A 15952-nucleotide genomic window follows, 5' to 3' on the forward strand; every position below is an offset into this window, starting at 1 on the left:
CCTTCATGGCTTTCAGCGGATCTGCGGGGTGGTCAGTGCGGACATCACGGAGTGAATCAGGACTTCGGAGTTGAACAACTTCTGGGCAGGCGAACGGTTGTCGTAGGTCACGAACTTCAACCCCTTCATCGACCCCTGCTTCAGATCCTCGATCACGCCCTGCTGGTCGATTAGGCCCATTGCAAGCGCCTGATCCGACGTCCAGATGCGACCGGAGAAAAGGGTGGCTCGGTCGACCTTGAGCTTCGCGCCACGGCACTTGATGACATCGTTGAGGAAGGCGGTACCCATCGCCTTCACCATCTCGTCGTTGATCGCGGCGTCCTCGGGCGACGTCTTCGTCCACATCGAAGGGCCACCCTTCAGTGGCATCGAGCGGAAAATCTCCTGGGTTACACCCAGCCGGTGGGCGAGGTCAGAGGCGTCGAAGTACGTGATCAGCGCTCCGATGGAGCCGACGACCGCGTACCGGTTCGCGTAGATCCGGTCGGTGTGCATAGCGACCATGTAGGCCGCGGACGCGGCCATGGACTCGACCATCGAGTCGATGACCTTGTCTTTGTGCGCCGCCTTGCAGAGGTGGATCTCACTGACGATCCGCTCGGCTTCGGTCGGCGAACCGCCCGGGGAGTTGATGTCAAGCAGGATCGTCTTGACGTTCGGATCGTTGCAAGCCTTCTCGATCAGCGGGTTTACGTGGTCGGCGTCATTCAGGGCGCCGGTTTCCATCTCGCCATGGAGATTGATGACCGCGACCGACGGCACGGGCTGGTTGCCCATCTTCCCGGTCGCCGTGAACTTGTAGAGGCTCGCCCAGTAGCCGATCAGGCAGGTCGCGAAGAACGCGACGATGACCGTGCGCTTGACCTTCGTCCAGATCGCATCGCGCTTGGTCTTCTTCTGGAACTCCTCCGCCGCACCCTTCAGGGCGAGCGCCGCCTGCGCAATGGCTGTGGTGCTGTCGGTCGGTGGCGGGCTGGGTGGCAGGTTCGGTTCAGTCATGGCTGGTCTCCTGGGTGAGTGATGGGGTTGAGGCGACGTGACGCCGGAACGGCAGCACGGTGGCGCCGCCGGCGGTCGTGTCGACGGAACCAGGCAGGGGATGGCGCAAATGCACCCACGGGCGGCGAAGTAGCGCAGCGAGCGGGATGGGGTTTCCGAGGTAGGCGTGCACCCTTACCCAGAGGGTGGGAGGTGCGAGTGCGCGCTCAGCAGAGAGCGGGCCTTTGGGGGTCGTACGCACGGCTGATTCCATGTGCTTTCCTTGCTCGCTGTCCTTGCGAGGCTTGAGTTTCAGTTGTTGGAGCGACTGCGGTGTAACTCTATCGCGGGGTGGCGACCAGTCCTAATCGCCATTCTCACCCGCTGAGACGCCCCGCACCTCGCAAGGGTGTGGCGCCGGGGCAACCAACGGGTGCTCTTGCGCATGCGATGCCGCTTCCGCAGCGACCGACGTTCCTGCGTCGACGGCGAATTGGAAGTTGCGGTCGAGGATGCGGCGGTAGACCGACCAGCGCCCACGTAAGTCCAGCAATCCGGTACGGGCCTCGCGAAGCGTCGCTGCGTGGGCCTCGACTCTTCTAACCAGGTCGACCTCCCACTTCTTGGCGTGCCGAAGGAGCGCGGGCAGGTAGTAGCCCGCCTGGTTCTTACTCCGCCCAGTTCCCCAGGGCACGCGCCGCTTGATGACATGGCTCGTGCCGCTGGCGCCCTTCGCCTTCTTGGCCATGTGCCGGGTCCACCAGGAAATCTCGAGCCGGTCGTCGTCTACCCGCACCATCAGGTTGAGCGGGGCGTAAGCTCGCCCCCTGGCCTTGTCCTGGTCGTTGAGTTCACCCGTGAGCCGGTCTACTTCCTTCTGGTAGAGGATCTCCTTCTCGGCGTAGTACTGCTCCCTCACCAACAAGATGAGCCTGAAGGAGCGCTGGGATGCCATGAGCCCCGGCTCGCGCCGTAAGGCAACGACCGTCGGGGTTCTCGGCGTCGTTCTTCTTCTCGCGTGGCTCGCGCTGGGCGGGTCGGGTAACAAAAAGGTCACCAACGACGCTGACGCAAAGGCCCAGATTGCCAACGCACTACTGCCCAGTGGCGACGCTCGGGATCTAGGCGTCAATGGAATCTCTGACCAGGTCACGCAGCTGCAGAACGACAAGAAGCAGCAGGATCAGCAGATTGCCCAACTGAAGCAGGAGCTGCTTCAGAGCCGTCAGGAGGGCATGGGCGACGCCTCGCAGGGGACCCAACAGAAGATGGCGACCGACCTCGATACTCTGCATCGGGAAGTCGAGGCCATGCGTCAGCAGATGGCGCAACATCCGGGTCCAGGCGGAGTGGCTGGTCAGAACAGCGGCCAGGGGATCAGCCAGCGGGGTGCACCGGTGCCCCAGCAACCGGCCACCCATTCGAGCACCATTCGCGAGATCCAGTCCGAAACGCAGCCGCCGCCACACGATACCTCTACCAATCCGGAACCGTCGGGTACCAAGGTCGCGACGCAATATCTGCCGTCGGGGTCGATGCTGACCGGGGTCAACATCACTGGTGTGGACGCCGCGACGGGCCAGGCGGCCATGCAGAACCCGATTCCGATGCTCGTCCGCATCAAGCATGACGCGGTGCTTCCGAACCGCTACCGCGCCGATGTGCGGGAATGCTTTGTCCTCGCGTCCGGCTACGGTGATCTGGCAAGCGAAAGGGCCTACATGCGCGCCAGCTCGATCTCGTGCATCCGAACCGACCACCGCGTCATCGACATCAAGGTCGAGATGGTCGCCATCGGTCCTGACGGCAAAGCAGGCATTCGCGGCCGGCTGGTGTCCAGGCAGGGTGAGGTGATCGCGAAGGCCGCGCTAGCAGGTCTTGCGCAGGGCACGGCTCAGGCATTTGGCGGCGGCCAGAACCAGATGTCGTACCTGCAGCCGGGAACGTTGCCGTCCGCAGGCACAGCGGGCGCCGAGGCGCTTGGCGGCGGCGTCGGTTCTGCGTTCAACGAAATTGCGAAGTACTACCTGAAGCTGGCCGACCAGATGTTCCCGGTGATCGAGATCGATCCCGGTCAGCGGATCTCGTTCGTGCTGGAGCACGGCGCAAACATGGGCGTGCTGCGATAGCCGTACCCCCGAAACTCGCGCGGAAACCGGGTGGTTTCGACCGTCCACCACAGGAAATGTTTAGCAGACTCTTCGTCAAGGAGCGACACGATGAAATTTCGCATTCGATACATGATGGTGGCCGGGGCGATCCTCTTGGGCGGTTGCGCGACCGACAAGTTCGCGTGCCCAAACCCGCACGGGGTCACCTGCATGAGCGCCCCAGACGTCTACGTTGCGACGAACCAGGCCGATCACGTGACGGGCCTCGATCCGAAGAAAGCTCGCAAGCTCTACGAAGAAGGCAAGACCGCGGGGGGGGATGTGGTGCAGCCGGCAGCACCGATCGCTGAAGTGTCGGCACCCGCTCCGGGTAATGCTCCGGTTGTCCCGCGGCAGCCGTCGGCACCGGTCGCAAGCCCCGCCAATTGTTGCCATCGCGCGCGTCCCCAAGCAGGGCTCGGTGTCAACGGCGACACGCTGGTGGTGCTGTCTCCCCAGGAGAGCACCACGACCGCGGCCGCCGCCGCTCGTGCCGTCAGGCAGTCGGGTGTGAGGGCTTACGCCCCGGACGGCGGGGTGGAAGCGTACCGCGAGCAGGCGAAGATCATGCGCATCTACATCGCGCCGTGGCAAGACCAGGGTGGCGATCTGCACATGGGCGACTTTATCTACTCTGAGATCACGCCGAGGCAGTGGTCGGTCGCTCGCCACGATGCCGATGGCGACAACAACCTCTTCCAGTTGCTGGGTGCGCCTGCCGCGGCACCCAGGCCGGCGGAACCCGCACAAGGGGCGGCTGGCAACGCGCAGGGATCGGAGCACCCCGACCCGTGGAAGGCCGGCTCGCAAAACACCCAGCAACCTCGCGCCCCGGTGGTGGCTCGCGGATAGCTGAACCGTTTAGAGGCCACGCCATGACGGCGAGTCTCGAAGAATCCGACAGGATGCAGCGCAGGAAGCAAGTCTGAGGGTGTTACGCCACACGCCCAACGGCCGCACGGATTTCCATCCGTGGCATCAAAGAAATGGAGTTTTCAACATGAACTGGCTCACCAACTTCCGCAGCAACCGTGTCGCCCGCGCCTCCGCCGTTGCCGTCAAGAACTACGGCCTGCTGTTCGCCCTGGTCGCCCTGCTGACCGGTACGGCGTTTGCCGGCACCACCACCGGCACCACCGGTTTCGGCACGATGCTGACCACCGTGACCGACTGGGCCAACGGCGACCTGGGCAAGCTGCTCGCCGTCAGCGCGTTCCTGATCGGCATGGGCATGGGCATCGTCAAGCAGTCGATGATCGCCATCGCCCTGGGTATTGGTTTCGCCCTGGCGCTTGCCTACGGCCCGGCCCTGATCACCGGCATCTTCACCTTCGCGCTGTAAGCCGGCGTCGCGCAACGCGACGGCCGATGGCAACGGAATGCGGTACTCAAGGACGGGCAGGGAATGCCCATCTCCGACCGGCCACCTTCGGGTGGCCGGTTCGGGCCCCACAACAAGGAGACTCCAGTGCAGTACGAAGATCGCCAGGAAGCGTTGGTTCGCACGTTCGGTGTTGTCGATGCCTATCACGATGATGACGGCATCTTCGTAGTTTCCCCCGACCGCCTCGGGTTCGGCGTGATGGCGAAGCCGATCGCCGGCTTTGACCAGCAAATGGGCGAGGCGCTGAACGCCCTGCTCAATGTTCCCTTTCCGCCTGGGACGATTCTCCAGTTCTGCCTGTACGCATCGCCTGACATTGAAGAGGTTCTGCTGCGCTTCGAGATGATGCGCCAGTACGAAACCGATCCGACCTTGTGCGAGATGACCCGGCAGCGCATCGGCTTCCTGCGTAGCCTCACACAGCGCCCGATCGGTCAGGTAGCCGGCGCCCGGCTGCGCCAGATGCGCCTGGTGATCTGCGCCTCGATCAAGGAAGGCGAGACGGATCCGACATTTGAAGAAATGACCCGCATCCGCGAGCTGCAACAGAACTTCGAAGCGGCGCTCAAGACCATCGGTTTCAAATACAACCGGCTGACTGCGGGCTCCTACGTCCGTTTCATGGAGTCGATACTCAACCATGGTCCGGAGGCCATTTGGCGGCGTTCGGCGCAGTCGGATCACGAGGAAGGCGAACTGCTGTGTAACCAGCTCCTCGATCCGGATGTGGCCATTGAGGTGGACACCGACGAAATCCGGCTTGGCGATCGTTGCCACGTGCGCATCCAGCATCCGAAGCGCTACCCGGACTACCTCTACCCTGGCTTGGCCCAGTACTACATGGGCGACATCATGAAGGGTATGCGCGCGATGCGCGACCCGGTGCTATACACGGTCAACATCCTGTACCCCGATCACGAGACGCGCCGTAGTGCGCTTCTCCGCGATTTCCAGTGGGCGACCCGCAACGCCGAGGGCCGGCTTGCCCGGTTCGTCCCCGAATACGCGCAGCGCGCGAATAGTCTGCGCATCATGAACGACGCGATCAACAAGGGTGACCGCATCGTTTATGCGTACATCTCAGCTGCGACGTTCTCGGACACGCGTGAACAGTCGATCCAGGCCGCTACGGCGGTCCAGGGCATGTTCCGCACGGCCGGCTTCCAAACCCTGCCGGATCGCTACGCGCTGCACGCGATGTTCGCGCAGATGATGCCCTTTGCGGCCGAGGAAGACGCACGTCAGTTCCTCGGCAGCTATCGCACCATGGCGACGTCGCACGTGGTTCCAATGCTCCCGGTGATCGGCAGCTGGGGCGGCAGCTACAACCCGTTGCTCACACTGATCGCCCGCGATGGTCAGCTCATGCCGTGGTCGCCCTACGACAGCGACAACAACTTCAATATCGTGATCGCGGCGCAGTCCGGCTCCGGCAAGAGCTTCCTGGCCAACAACATCGTTTCCAACTTTCTATCGATCGGCGGTCGCGCCTGGATCATCGACAAGGGCTACTCGTACAAGAAGCTGTGCGAGCAGCAGGGTGGCGAGTACATCGAGTTCACCGATGACACCGATCTCTGCCTCAACCCGTTCTCGATCGTGCGGAACTTCGTTGACGAAGTCGAGATCCTGGTGGGCGTTCTGTCCGTGATGGCCGCGCCCAAGGAGGGCTTCAGCGAGTTCCAGCTCCCCGCAGTGATGCGCATTCTCACCGAACAGTGGGAGATCCACGGGAAGTCGCTGATCATCGACCAGGTTGCGGACGCCTGCCTGGCTGAGGAAGACGACCGCATCCGAGACGTCGGCCACCAGCTCTTTGCCTTCACCACCAAGGGGCAATACGGCCGGTTCTTCAATGGCGAGTCGAACGTCGACCTCAACAACCGCCTGGTCGTGCTCGAGCTGCAGCAGTTGTCGGGGCGTGAGCACCTCCAGCGACTCGTGCTGCTGCAGATCATGTATGCGATCCAGCAGTCCATGGACAACCTGCCGCGCGACATGCCCAAGATCATCCTGATTGACGAGGCCTGGCAGCTGCTAAGTTCGGGTGAGACCAAGACGTTCATCGTCGGCTGGTACCGCCAGCTCCGAAAGTTCGGCGCCACAGCGGCGATCTGTACGCAGTCGATCAACGATTTCTATGCGTCGGCCGGGTCGGAAGCCATCGTGGAGAACTCTGCGCACAAACTCCTTCTCGGGCAGAAGAAGGAGTCGATCGCGATGGTCAAGCAGACAGGCCGACTGCCGATGTCGGACGGCGAGTACGCATTGCTCGAGTCAGTACACACCGTGAAGGGTGAGTACTCAGAGATCATGTTCAGTGGTCCGGCGGGAACTGGCGTGGGCAGGCTCGTCGAGTCGGACTTCAACCTGCTCCTCTTCTCCTCCGACGCACGCGACGTCAGCGCCATCAAGGCGTTCACGGATCAGGGTCTGAGCACGGTCGAGGCTATCAAGGAGGTGCTGCGGCAGCGCGGCAAGGCAAGCGAGGCTAGGGCGGCATGAGCAAGGAAGCAACGCAACCTATGGATCTGAACAGAGTGATGCTGCACATCGTCTGGCCGCCGGTGGCCGCCCTCTTGGTGGCGTGCGGGCTGTACCAATGGAAGTTAAAGCCTGCGTTGGCGGCGCGCCCGCCCGTCGCAGTTATCAACGTCGAAAAGGCGGTCGAGACTGGCATGGGCAAGGACGCTTCGACGGCTGCGGTCCAAGCGGCGATCGCCAAGACCCGCGCCGAGGCGACGGCGCTCAGGGCGCATGGCTATGTGGTGCTCAACGCGAGCTATGTGTATGCCTACCCTGCGACCTATGAGGCCAACCCGTGACCGCGGTCGCCGGGCAGGGACCGGTGCGGCGGACCATCAGGCGTGTGTTCGCGCGACCGAATTCGTCCGCTCCCCGCTGGTCTGGGATCAAGATCCTCAACATCGTCTGCGGAACGACCATCGCCTGGATGCTCCTGTGGATGGGCGTGAGTCACTACTGGCGCCTGGGTGTGGAGCTGCAGTCGCAGGGTTGTCTGCCATGGCGCTACTTCGTCGTCACCACGCACGCGCCGGCGACGATTGAGCGCGGCAAGACCTACCAGTACCAGTCCGAAGGCGCCCCGCTGATCCCCGATGGCATTCGTATCGTCAAGTTCGTGGCGGCGGTGCCTGGGGATCACGTGGTCGTGAATGCCGCCGGCATCTCGATCAATGGAAGGTTTTGGGGACCGCTAAACGCAGACACGCTCCGCAAGGGGCACATGACCGTCCAACAGGTCACAAAAGACTACGTCGTGCCGCCTGGAAAGCTCGTAGTGCTCGGCACCACGCCCGTAACGTGGGATAGCCGCTACTGGGGCCCGATCGACAAGATGCAGGTCAATGGCCGGGCGTACCACCTATGGTGACCACGCTGACCAGGATTGCATTAACAGTGGCTGCTGCTGTCTCGGCATCGTCGGCCGCGGCCCAAACCGTCTCGCCTCCGACACCGGGTACATCGACGAGTCTTCCGGCACCTAGTATCGCGGCGCTGGTAAGGCCGGATGACTCAGTCCCAGTGACGCCGAAGTCAGGCAGCGCGTGGGAGCGGCAGGCGTCGGCGCTGATCCAGCGCGAGAAGCTTAAACACGCCGACGAGCTCAATGCCGCGGCTGCGAAGCCCAAACCGGCGGCGAGCGACTATGACCAGTTGACCAACATGGCGAAGGGTAGCGCCGACATCATCTCCCATCCCGAAAAGGTCGTAGGGACTCGGTGGCAAAGTGACGCAGATGCTCGCCAGGCCACGGCGGAACGTGAGAACGCGGCGACGCTACGGACGATGACCAACCGAACGCCGACCGCCATGCAAGAGCAGCTGGACAAGGCGGCACAGGCGTTGGGTATGGAGTCGCCGACCGACGATGCCCTTGCAGCAAAAATGAAGGCTCAAGCCGCGGCGAAGCGACGTCCGGTGCACTACCGCCTTTTCGTCTCCCAATCGATGGGAGATGACGCGGTTCGCATGGCGATGTTGCTTGGCAAGGGGCACGACGACATGCAGATCGTCTTCCGCGGCATGAAGCCAGGCCAGACCATTGGCCAACTCAGTCGCTACCTGATGTCGCTGCACAAGAAGGCGCCGAAGATGGGGGAGAGACTGCCTTCGATCGTTATCGACCCTGTCTACTTCACACAGGAAAAGGTCTCCGCGGTGCCCGTGCTCGAGGAGCTAGATGATGAGGGCAATGTGGTGGCGCGCGTGGCGGGCGTGGCGGATCCAGGCTGGATAGACGGTCAGGTGAAGGATGGCCACACCGGCGATCTCGGCACGATGGGGCCCGTGTCGCCTGTATCCGAGCTGGACATGATGAAGGTGATGCAGGCGAAGGCGAAGGCCTTCGATGTCGAGCGCTGGAAGAAGCACGCGGTGGACAGCTACTGGCAGAAGGTTCCGTTTACCGACCTGCCGCTGGCAACCGAACAGAAGACATACACGGTCGACCCGACTGTCGTCGTGACGCAGGACGTCGTTCTGCCGAACGGAACGGTGCTCGCGCACAAAGGCGACACGTTCAATCCGCTGAAGGAAATCGGCTTCCATCAAAAGCTGCTCATCTTCGACGAAACCGACCCAGCACAAGTGAATTATGCCGAGGCGTTCCTGAAGGCCAACCCCGACATCACCGTGATGCTCATAACCACGAAGGTCGACCGAAAGGGCAGTTGGAAGGGGTACCGCGATACCGAAAACAAGATGCGGCATGCGATCTTCATGCTCAACCAAACGATCGTGGATACATGGAAGTTGAAAGCTGTTCCCAGTGTGGTTACGGCAAACAGTTCGGTTTTCGTCATTAACGAGGTGCCTGTGCACCAGGGAGGGTCTAATGTTGCTGATTACGCGTCGCCGCGGTGAAAAACTGACCATTGGGGATAACGTCGAGGTGACCCTCGTCGGCTTTCGCAACGGCGCAGCCCAGATCGGCATCGTTGCGCCGAAGCACGTTACCGTGCTGCGCAACGAGCTGATGGAGCGGCCGACATCGCCGCGCCGTCCGCTGCCGGCGGCTCGGGGCGACGACAGTGAAGCGTGACGCTTTCGCCCTGTGGAGTGTGATGCTGGTTATCGCGCTCCTTCTCCCGAATCTCTCCCGCGCACAAGCGGCGGGCGGCGGGACCTCGACGAGCAGCGGAGGCACGTCGCTAAGCGCGGCGACGTGCCCCGACGCGAACTTCTTCGGCGGCGCCATGTTCAGCAATTTATGCTGGTCATGCTTCTTCCCGGTCGTTATCGAGGGCTTCCCCATTGGCGACGGTCCTCTGCCGAGCGACACCGCGTTCCCAGAGTGCATCTGCCCAGGCAAGCTCTTCAACATTCCGAGTCTTGGCACGGTCGTTGGGCTGTGGGAACCGGCGCACCTCTTCGAGATCGTCCGTCAACCCTGGTGCTCGCCGATCATGGGCGAGCCCCTGATGGACAGCAGTATCGACAGCGCAACCACCAATACCGGTTTTGGTGGGCTATCACGCTGGGGTGGCTACAACTCGCATGATGCGGGTGGGGACAACCAGACTCAGGACTCTACGTTCTACAACTTCCACTGGTGGATCTATCCGGCAAACATCTTGGTCGATGCGCTGATCGGCGCCGACGCGAAGAAGCACGAGGGTCAGGACCTCGATATCGCCTACATCTCGGAGATCGATCCCACGTGGATCAACGACGAGATGGCGTTCTATACGCAGCCCGAAGCGAAGCTATTCGCCAACCCAATCGCGATAGCAGCGTGCGCTGCGGACGCGGTCGCGTCGACCGTCGCCAAGCCTCTGACGTTCATGTACTGGTGTGCGGGTACGTGGGGTCACGCCTATCCCTTCACGGGAAACGTCAACAACAACGACGATCCCGAGCGTAACGCGTCACTCGTGACCTTCCGTGCACTGGCTGCGCTGAGTCGTCGCACACTGGCACGACGGACATATGGGGATGATTCGACGTGTTCGGATTCGATCAATCCAATGATCCAAAAGCAGGAATATCGCCTTCAGACATTTTATCCGATTCCTGAAAAGGCTGGTAATCACTGGCTAGGTGCATCGGTCTTTAATTGGGGTGAATGGCGAAATATTCCTTTTCGCGGCGAGGATTTCATAATCGCCGAGTGGCGTTATACCGAGTATTGCGAGGTTTATTGGTAATAATCGCAGAAGATCACGAAAACCGATTAATAATATCCTCAATCTAATTAAGAGATGATAATGATTCGCTGCCGACTCATCCAAAACGCGCTGACGCTTGGCGTCGCCTGTGCGGTGGCGCTTGTCGGCATCGCGAATGCGACGGCTGCCTTTGCGAGTGGCGCTCAGGCAACCACAGCGCCGTCGCCGTCCTCATCGTCGATCGCACCAACGGCCCCAGCGATCGCATCATCCGTGGTTAGTGGCCAGATCGCCGACGCCGGAACCTTCAGTGACACCGTCCTCGCGGCAAAGCCAAATCTTCAGGTCAGCGCCGGCGGGGAAAAGGGCCTAGGTGTTGCGACCGTCAACGGGCAGAAGATCGACGTCAATCGTCTAGTGCCCACGACCGCTGATACGTCCTACGTTACGCGCCTTGAGCAAGCAAACAATGGGAAGGATCTGCTTGGGCTTAAGGCAATGTACGACCAGGAGGCCGCGGCCGATGACTCGCGTACGGACGTCACGACGGATGCGACAACGACGGTCAACAATTCTGCCGCCAACCGCGTCTACACCGACAAGAGCGTGGCCCACGACTCCACGATGAATTCCTCGGCCGCCGTGATCAACAACGCCAAGGGCGGCACGATTATGGGTGACGTCTTCGCTGCCTGCAGCTCGAAGACAGTTAGCACGCCGACGCAGGGAACCGGCACGATCCACAACGACGAGACCTGCAACAAGGTTTTGATCCCCGGGAATGGTGGACCGGCGTGCACGCGCACGCGTACCGGCAACGCCTCATACACGATTCTCCCAGGCGAGAAGGACGCCGTGCTCCTCGTGGATAAGGGGAGCAGCGCGACGGCCTGCACGCGAGCAACCACGGTCACCCAGTACCCAACGACGCTCAACCAAGCGGACGACGCGGATCTGCAGTTGACGAACGAGACAGGCGGGCTCTCCTGCACGCGACAAATCACGGCATCGCTAACCACCACGAACACGGCGGGATCGGCCTCGGGGAATCTGCCGATCGATACCGAGTCTGGCGGTCAGTCCTGCGCTCGCGTTGTGACCGTCGCTAACGGCTCGCCGGCTGACCTCGGATCGGTCAGGGTGAACGCTGCCACGGGTGGGAACGGGCCATGCCCTCCGCCGACTGTCTCCTACAATGTCGCTTCGTATCTTCCCGCGGGAACCGTAAGCGTTGGGGGAATCAGCCTCATCGCGACACAACAGACGGGTTATCCGCCGCCTGACGTCGTTCAAGAGCCGACGGCTGCGAACGGTTGGGTGGTGAAGTTGAAAGGCATGAGCTGTCGCGGCGTGGCGATGGCAAGGCCCATGAAAACCAAGGGTGGTTACCTGCTTCCGGTGATGTTCCCCGGGTGGTACGGCTACATGCAGTTCGAGGCATACGGCCAACCGAGCCACATTGTTGGCGTTTCCGATAGCGGAAATTGCGGTGATCCGGGGACGGGCAACTGCCCGTCTTCTTGGACATGCACCACGAACGCGCCAACAACCTACAACGGCATTACGTTGACCGTGGCGGACGCGCAGTCGAAGGCTCCCCTGTTTCCGGGGGCAGGCTCGACGTGTGCTGCAGCGACGCTGAACCGTGTCTGCAGAGGGAGCGCAAGCACTTCCTCGACAATCAGCATTGGGCCCAGCATTCCGCCGGGTACAACTGGCAACGTGGATCGAGCGAAGCCACTTTCGGAGAAGATCTTCGAGGGCATCATTCCGACGGCCTATGCGGCCAGCTCGCCGGGCACCGGCTTCAGCAACTTCACCTGGTCGGTTACCAATCCTCAGAGCGGCGTTACGGTCACACTGACTCAGGTGCCAAGCGCGGCCAACGGCTGGGTGGCGGGTTTCACGGTGACACGCACGGACTTCAGCTACGTGCCCCAGCAGCCGCACATCGTCATGAACTGGACGATCGCGACGACCACTGTCAAGTTCGGTACGGGCGACACCGGCAACTGCTCTGACACGGGAAGCACCGCGTGCCCAACGAAATGGACCTGTACCCAGAATGCGCCGACCACAATCGACGGGTATGCCATCTCGGCCGCACAGGCGCAGGCCTATGCGCCACTCTTTCCCAGCGCCCCGAGCACTTGCACGACTGGTCAGCTGAACCGTGTGTGCGATGGGTCGAGTTCGATCGGAACGACAGTGGGTATTGGTGCACTTCTCCCGGCCGGTGCGACGGTAATTACCAACTTTGCGTGGACCGTCACGAATCCGAACCCGCTTGTCACGGTCTCGCTCGTATCCGCGCCGACCTTGGCCAACGGCTGGACGGCGACCTTTAGCGTTACGCGTCAGTACAACGGTGGCGCCGAACCGGCCCTCCCACATGTGCACCTCACGTGGCAGGTCGCAGGCCCAAACAAGATCGTGATCGGCTACGCGGACACCGGCAACTGCAACGCGACGACTGCCGACCCGTACTGCCACATGGCATGGAGCTGCACGTCGAACGCGCCCCAAACCATCGACGGCATCACGGTGAATGCGCCGAACCCATCCCCCCTGTTTCCGGGTGGCTCAGCCACGTGCCTGAGCGGGACGCTGGCGGAAGCCTGTAGCGGCACAGGCGCCACTACGACGTCGGTGTCAATTGCCGACCAGATCTATGCAGGCGATACGGCCATCACGGGTTTTGCGTGGAAGGTCACATCGCCGGTCGCTGGGGTGAACGTCACGCTGGTGCAAACGCCGTCGGCCGCCAACCAGTGGGTCGCGATTTTCCAGACGACGCGAACGGATTGGTCGACGCCGCCGGCGAACGGTCCGGGCGTTCACCTGTCATGGAACATGAACGGAGCACCGCAGTACCAGTTCCAGATCGTCGATAGCGGGAACTGCAGCACTACGGGCACGAGTTTCTGTTCCGTGGCCTGGAAATGCGATGAGAATGCTCCGGTCACCATTGACGGGATCCTCGTACCCGCCTCGGTGATTCAAGGCCAGCCCGCACTCTTCACCGGCGACGGTGGCACATGCATGAAGGCCGAGCTCGACTACAACTGCACGGGTGTCTGGAATGGGCAGGGCGGGCAGGTCTGCTGGACAAACGATTCAGGGCAGACGCAGTGCACGACGATTCCGCCGAGTGGATCGCCGCCGGACACCTGCCAGGATCTCGAGGCCAACAAGTCGTGCATCCTCAAGACCAGCGACTGCGCGGATGGGGCGACAGACGCGAATGGCTTTTGCTACGTGATGACGTATGACTACGACTGCGTCACGGAAGTCCAGGTGCCGGACGGCAACACCACGACAGTGACCAACTGCACGAGCGCGCAGCCGTGCCTGGATGGCACCTGCACGCCACCCAGCCGGCCCGCCGAGACCAGCGATAGGAACAAGTCGATCGCGCAGCAGGTGATCGTGCAGACCATCTCCAACGACTGGACGTGGCAAGGACCGCACCCGACGGTGCCGGCACCTACGCCGAAGCCGCAGCCGGTGCAGGCACCAGGTGTAGCAACTCAATGACGAGCGAGGCTAGAACGATGACATGGATGTCCGTTAAGCGGGTCAACTTCCAGCGTGCGCTGCTAGTTGCAGCGCTAGCGACGTGCGGTGGCGCCGCCGCGCAGACCACGCCGCAATACAGCAATCCGACCAACCCGACTCCCGCGACGCCGCCAGGCTGGACGAAGACCCAGGCGATGCAATGGTTGCTTCCGAACCAGCAGGTCGCGGGGGACGGTGCACCGATGGGCTTTACGCAGGCGATCTCGGCGTCGACGTACCAGAACCTGCGGTTTTTAGCCGGACGCCACCTGACGTGCCGGAACATCTTGGGAAGCCTGCTCAAGTGTTGTCGCGCTGCCGTGCCGGATCAGCAGCAGGCGTGGTGGAAGAAGTATGCACAGACTCAGCGCCAGTCGAACGCATGGAACCAGTCGCAGGTCGTGGCGCACGTGCAGGGTGCGTGGTCACAGATCCAGGGCGGAGCGTCCAGCTTTTCGCTCGACCAGCCGCTCACGTCCGACTACGAGAACATTAACGGAGGCGGCAATGGGCCGCCCTCGAATTCTCCTCAGTCGGGCGACCTGCAGACCATGAACGACCAGTTCATGGCGAATGAGGACGCGAACGTCAAGCCGCACCTCGGCTGGTACTGCGACAACTCCGACTTTGAGACGGCGGTAGGTAAGAACCTGGGCGAGTGCCACTACCTTGGCTCCTTCTGTTCGACAGATGTTCTTGGCATCTGCCTGATCAAGAAGGAGTCGTACTGCTGCTTCAACTCGCCGACGAGCCGGATCCTACGCGAGAAGCTGCTGTCCGAGGGCATCGGTGACATGGGCTCGGCGAAGCACTGGAACTGCCAGGGGATCTCCCTGCAGGACATGGCCAAGGGAGCACTGACAAATACCGATACGTCCGAGATCATCGGGCGCATGGAGGAGGGGGGCTACCTGCCCGCCGACATTTTTAGCGGTAATCAGGCCCAGGTGGAATACACCGGGAGCGGCAGCGACATAGGCGATCCTTCGCGACTGATCGCGAGCGACCGTACCAACTCGACCGTTGGGAAGATGGATCCGGCCGCTGCATCGTCTTCAATCGAGGCGCAGGCCATGTCCGCGGTGCCGACGGCCACGACCAGCACGCCCACCGGGCCCGGGCAGGTCAGCTTCAGCACGGGCTACCTCTCCGTGACATCGGGTCATCCGGTGGTCCTCACCGTGACCCGTAACGGTGGCCTTGGCATGGTTACCGTCAACGAGACTACGACGGCGGGGACGGCCGCCGACGGAGCGGACTACACGGGTTCGAACAACACGCTCTACTGGGGCAACGGCGACGTCAGCGAGAAGTCCGTGACCATCCCGACGCGGGCCTTTGGTGGCACATCTTCCAAGAGCTTCACCGTCACTGCGTATTGCCATCGAGCTGACCATCTGTTGCCAACACGGCTGACCATTTCAGGCAAGTGAACTGACCAGCAGCAGCAGCTTTTTGACCAGTGAACGTCGTAGCTGTAATGCGTGATCTTGCTGCTGTCGTCGTTCAACACGCGACCGCGTCACTGACGTGGCCGACCATGAACCGCTATGTCTTGCCTACCGCCAAACGTCATGCATCGAAGGCCCGCATGAGGCGGGCGTTCGATGCATGTGCCCCAGCTTGGCAGTGAGGTTTTACCCCATATTTCCCTGCAGCCCTTTTTCTAACCGCAAGGTTCTGGTTGACGGCGCGCATCGGTCATCGTGTGGCGCTTGCCGTTGGCGTAGTAGGCGTGCAGCGTGACG

13 protein-coding genes are annotated in these 15952 nt (G+C 62.0%); 11 read left to right on the forward strand and 2 right to left on the reverse strand.

Annotated elements, in window-relative coordinates; genetic code table 11:
* Positions 1-12: 12 nt before the first annotated feature.
* Both AC3WQA_RS00790 and mobI read right to left on the reverse strand, forming a co-directional pair.
* The gene (locus AC3WQA_RS00790) at positions 13-1002 is read right to left on the reverse strand and encodes a S49 family peptidase (protein WP_369488028.1); all 990 of its coding nucleotides are present in this window, start codon (positions 1000-1002) and stop codon (positions 13-15) included.
* Between the two features lie 343 nt (positions 1003-1345).
* Positions 1346-1936, reverse strand: coding sequence for a conjugative transfer protein MobI(A/C) (gene mobI, locus AC3WQA_RS00795; protein WP_492673262.1), 591 nt, complete (start codon positions 1934-1936; stop codon positions 1346-1348).
* On the opposite strand from mobI, the gene AC3WQA_RS00800 reads away from it, so the two are divergent.
* The 11 genes from AC3WQA_RS00800 to traN all read left to right on the forward strand — a co-directional run bounded on the left by AC3WQA_RS00800 (position 1908) and on the right by traN (position 15637).
* Entirely contained in the window at positions 1908-3110 is a 1203-nt protein-coding gene (locus AC3WQA_RS00800) for a TraB/VirB10 family protein (RefSeq protein ID WP_492673263.1), read from the forward strand. The two genes, mobI and AC3WQA_RS00800, sit on opposite strands and share 29 nt — an antisense overlap.
* A gap of 90 nt (positions 3111-3200) precedes the next feature.
* Positions 3201-3983, forward strand: coding sequence for a TraV family lipoprotein (locus tag AC3WQA_RS00805; protein WP_369488049.1), 783 nt, complete (start codon positions 3201-3203; stop codon positions 3981-3983).
* 148 nt (positions 3984-4131) lie between these two features.
* Positions 4132-4473, forward strand: coding sequence for a TraA family conjugative transfer protein (gene traA / locus AC3WQA_RS00810; RefSeq protein ID WP_369488050.1), 342 nt, complete (start codon positions 4132-4134; stop codon positions 4471-4473).
* Positions 4474-4599: 126 nt separating this feature from the next.
* A complete protein-coding gene (gene traC, locus AC3WQA_RS00815; RefSeq protein WP_369488052.1) occupies positions 4600-7020 on the forward strand; it encodes a type IV secretion system protein TraC in 2421 nt (806 codons plus the stop codon).
* Positions 7017-7340, forward strand: coding sequence for a hypothetical protein (locus AC3WQA_RS00820; RefSeq protein ID WP_369488053.1), 324 nt, complete (start codon positions 7017-7019; stop codon positions 7338-7340). Before traC ends, AC3WQA_RS00820 begins: the two co-directional genes overlap by 4 nt.
* Positions 7337-7909: a S26 family signal peptidase gene (locus tag AC3WQA_RS00825; protein WP_369488054.1), complete on the forward strand. Its 573-nt coding sequence runs from the start codon at positions 7337-7339 to the stop codon at positions 7907-7909. The genes AC3WQA_RS00820 and AC3WQA_RS00825 overlap by 4 nt, the downstream gene beginning before the upstream one ends.
* 152 nt (positions 7910-8061) lie before the next feature.
* Positions 8062-9402, forward strand: coding sequence for a TrbC family F-type conjugative pilus assembly protein (locus AC3WQA_RS00830; protein ID WP_492673264.1), 1341 nt, complete (start codon positions 8062-8064; stop codon positions 9400-9402).
* On the forward strand, positions 9374-9580 hold the full coding sequence (locus AC3WQA_RS00835) for a carbon storage regulator (RefSeq protein WP_369488057.1): 207 nt from the start codon (positions 9374-9376) through the stop codon (positions 9578-9580). The genes AC3WQA_RS00830 and AC3WQA_RS00835 overlap by 29 nt, the downstream gene beginning before the upstream one ends.
* Before the next feature lie 22 nt (positions 9581-9602).
* Complete coding sequence (locus AC3WQA_RS00840; RefSeq protein WP_369488059.1) at positions 9603-10685, forward strand: TraU family protein; 1083 nt, start codon at positions 9603-9605, stop codon at positions 10683-10685.
* A gap of 54 nt (positions 10686-10739) precedes the next feature.
* On the forward strand, positions 10740-14183 hold the full coding sequence (locus AC3WQA_RS00845; protein WP_492673265.1) for a hypothetical protein: 3444 nt from the start codon (positions 10740-10742) through the stop codon (positions 14181-14183).
* Positions 14184-14209: 26 nt separating this feature from the next.
* Positions 14210-15637, forward strand: coding sequence for a conjugal transfer protein TraN (gene traN, locus AC3WQA_RS00850; RefSeq protein WP_492673266.1), 1428 nt, complete (start codon positions 14210-14212; stop codon positions 15635-15637).
* Positions 15638-15952: the final 315 nt, after the last annotated feature.

Source organism: Rhodanobacter sp. FW106-PBR-R2A-2-24, from assembly GCF_058789615.1.